The 2,084-nt window shown below is 69.4% G+C and carries 3 protein-coding genes and 1 pseudogene; 3 read left to right on the top strand and 1 reads right to left on the bottom strand.

Features of this window, described 5'->3' with window-relative positions:
* On the top strand, positions 1–422 hold a 422-nt coding region (locus G3N93_RS39200; RefSeq protein WP_206135445.1), incomplete at its 5' end, for an HAD family hydrolase.
* A 125-nt stretch (positions 423–547) separates the two neighbouring features.
* Here the strand turns inward: G3N93_RS39200 and G3N93_RS39195 are convergent.
* A complete protein-coding gene (locus G3N93_RS39195; protein WP_206135444.1) occupies positions 548–790 on the bottom strand; it encodes a DUF6566 family protein in 243 nt (80 codons plus the stop codon).
* 344 nt (positions 791–1,134) lie between these two features.
* On the opposite strand from G3N93_RS39195, the gene G3N93_RS39190 reads away from it, so the two are divergent.
* Complete coding sequence (locus G3N93_RS39190) at positions 1,135–1,419, top strand: hypothetical protein (RefSeq protein ID WP_206135446.1); 285 nt, start codon at positions 1,135–1,137, stop codon at positions 1,417–1,419.
* Between the two features lie 142 nt (positions 1,420–1,561).
* A pseudogene (locus G3N93_RS39185) lies at positions 1,562–2,084 on the top strand (DUF3416 domain-containing protein); the annotation flags it as partial.

Raw genomic sequence — 2,084 nt, 5'->3', positions numbered from 1 at the left:
GCGCGCAGGTCCGGCCGCTGCCGGGTGCGCGCGAACTGCTGGCCGCGCTGTCGTCGGCCGGCATTCGCTGGGCGATCGCGACCAGCGGACGGATGGAAACCGCCGCCATCAATCTCGAGGCGCTCGGCGTCGATCCGGCGAAGCAGGTCGTGGTCACGCGCGACCAGGTCAAGTATGCGAAGCCGGACCCTGACCTGTTCCTGACGGCCGCCGCACAACTGAACGTGCCGATCGAACACACGGTCGTGGTCGGCGACAGTATCTGGGACATGCTCGCCGCTGCCCGCTGCCGCTCGCTCGGCGTCGGGCTGCTGTCGGGCGGATACGGCAGCGACGAACTCGAACGCGCGGGCGCACTGCGCGTCTATGACGATCCGGCCGATCTGCTGTGGCATCTCGACGAGATTGCGGCGCGGCCCTGAAACGCCTGTTTCGCCGACGGCACCTGCGCCGGATCGCCGTCGGTTTCATCAGGCCGTGAACGTTCGGCCACGCCACACCACACCACACCACACGGCACCGCACCGACACGCGGCCACCCAGCGGCTCAATCGTCATCGATACGCTTGTCGACCAGATACCGGCCACGCTCGACGCCCGCGAGCAGCGCTTCGCTCTCGGTCATCCAGTCGGGGCCATCAACCGCCGGCGCGACCAGCTCGATGCGCTCGCCGCCGACATACACCTGCACCTCGTCGCGCCACGCACCGCTGTCGTTGCGCCGCGCCCACACGCGTATCTCGTGCCCGCGATACGGGTCGCGAACCTGTGCTTCCTGTTGATTTTGCATGGCGGCCTCCTGTACCTATCTGCGATGACGATGCAAAAAATGCGCGCCGCATGATTGCCGCGCGCCCCGTCGGCCCGACGAGCACGCACCGTGCCCGGTGCGACTGGCCGGCACGCGGCTTGCGCGCGGATCGCATGTCGAACCGCTGCCGGCACGCACCGCGCGGCCGTGAAGCGGTTCATCACCCTGCAACCGGACGACGATCCGCGCCTCGACACGCTCCCGGTTCCGCGTTCGCGAACCGGCGCGCGGATCGGTCGTCCCGACCCTTCGTCAAGGAGCCTCGTGTGAATCCAACGACCGATCTGCTCTCCTATCTCGTGACGAGCCAGCTGGCCGCGCGCATGCGCTCAGGCGCATGGCCCACGACCGATCAGATCGTCGATGCGCAACGCGCCTGGCTCGCGTGCCATCACGCCGAATGCGGATGGCTTGCGCGGGTCAGGATCGCGGACGCGTCCGCGACGATCGCGCAAGGGATCTACGACGTCGCGGTCGCGAACCGCGATCCCGAGAGCGGCAAGCACGGGCGGCTCGACGCCGATTCGCCGGAATTGCACGCGCTGCGCGAACGCTGCGATGCGCTGTTGCAGCGCATCGACGACGACCAGGACATCGGCCCGCGATAACCGCGCGACCCTTGATCGTGTAAAAACGACAGTCCCTTGTCATCGGCATCCCGCGCAGGCCCCGCCGCACGGGAAACCGCCCGGCAGGCACGGGCGTTGCGGCGAACCGGCGTCACCGACCGCCGCCCCTTCGCCCCGTGCCATGGACTCCACGCCGATCTTCGCTCCGCATATCCAGTTCTGCGACGCCCGCCTCGTCGGGCCGCTCGACGCCTGGCCGCAGACGTTCGCCCAGGTCGCCGGCATGGGCTTCGATCACATGTTGATCGGCGCGTTCTGGGCCGCGAGCGTCGCCGGCTTTCCGCGCCACGTGGCCGATTTCCGCCGGCCGGCCCAATCGTTCGCGACGCGCGCGAGCGCGCTCGAAACCTTCTCGCGGCTCGCGCAGCTCGCACACGGCCACGGGCTGCGCCTGCTGCTCGAAGTCGTGCCTGATCGCGTCGCGCGCGAGAATCCGCTGCGCGCCGAGCATCCGGACTGGTACGTCGAGCGCACGCACGACGACGCACTGATCGATCCGCGCGGCACCGCGCACGCGCAGGATGTCGCCCACGCCAACCTCGGCGACGACGCGGCGCGCGACGCGCTGTCCGCGTGGTGGTGCAAGCACCTCGCCGCGTTCGCCGATGCCGGCGCGCTCGGAAGAGCGGCGGGTAGGGAAAGAA

The organism is Burkholderia sp. Se-20378, assembly GCF_017104665.1.
Lineage (GTDB): Bacteria > Pseudomonadota > Gammaproteobacteria > Burkholderiales > Burkholderiaceae > Burkholderia > Burkholderia lata.
This window is presented reverse-complemented; position numbering and strand designations above follow the sequence as displayed.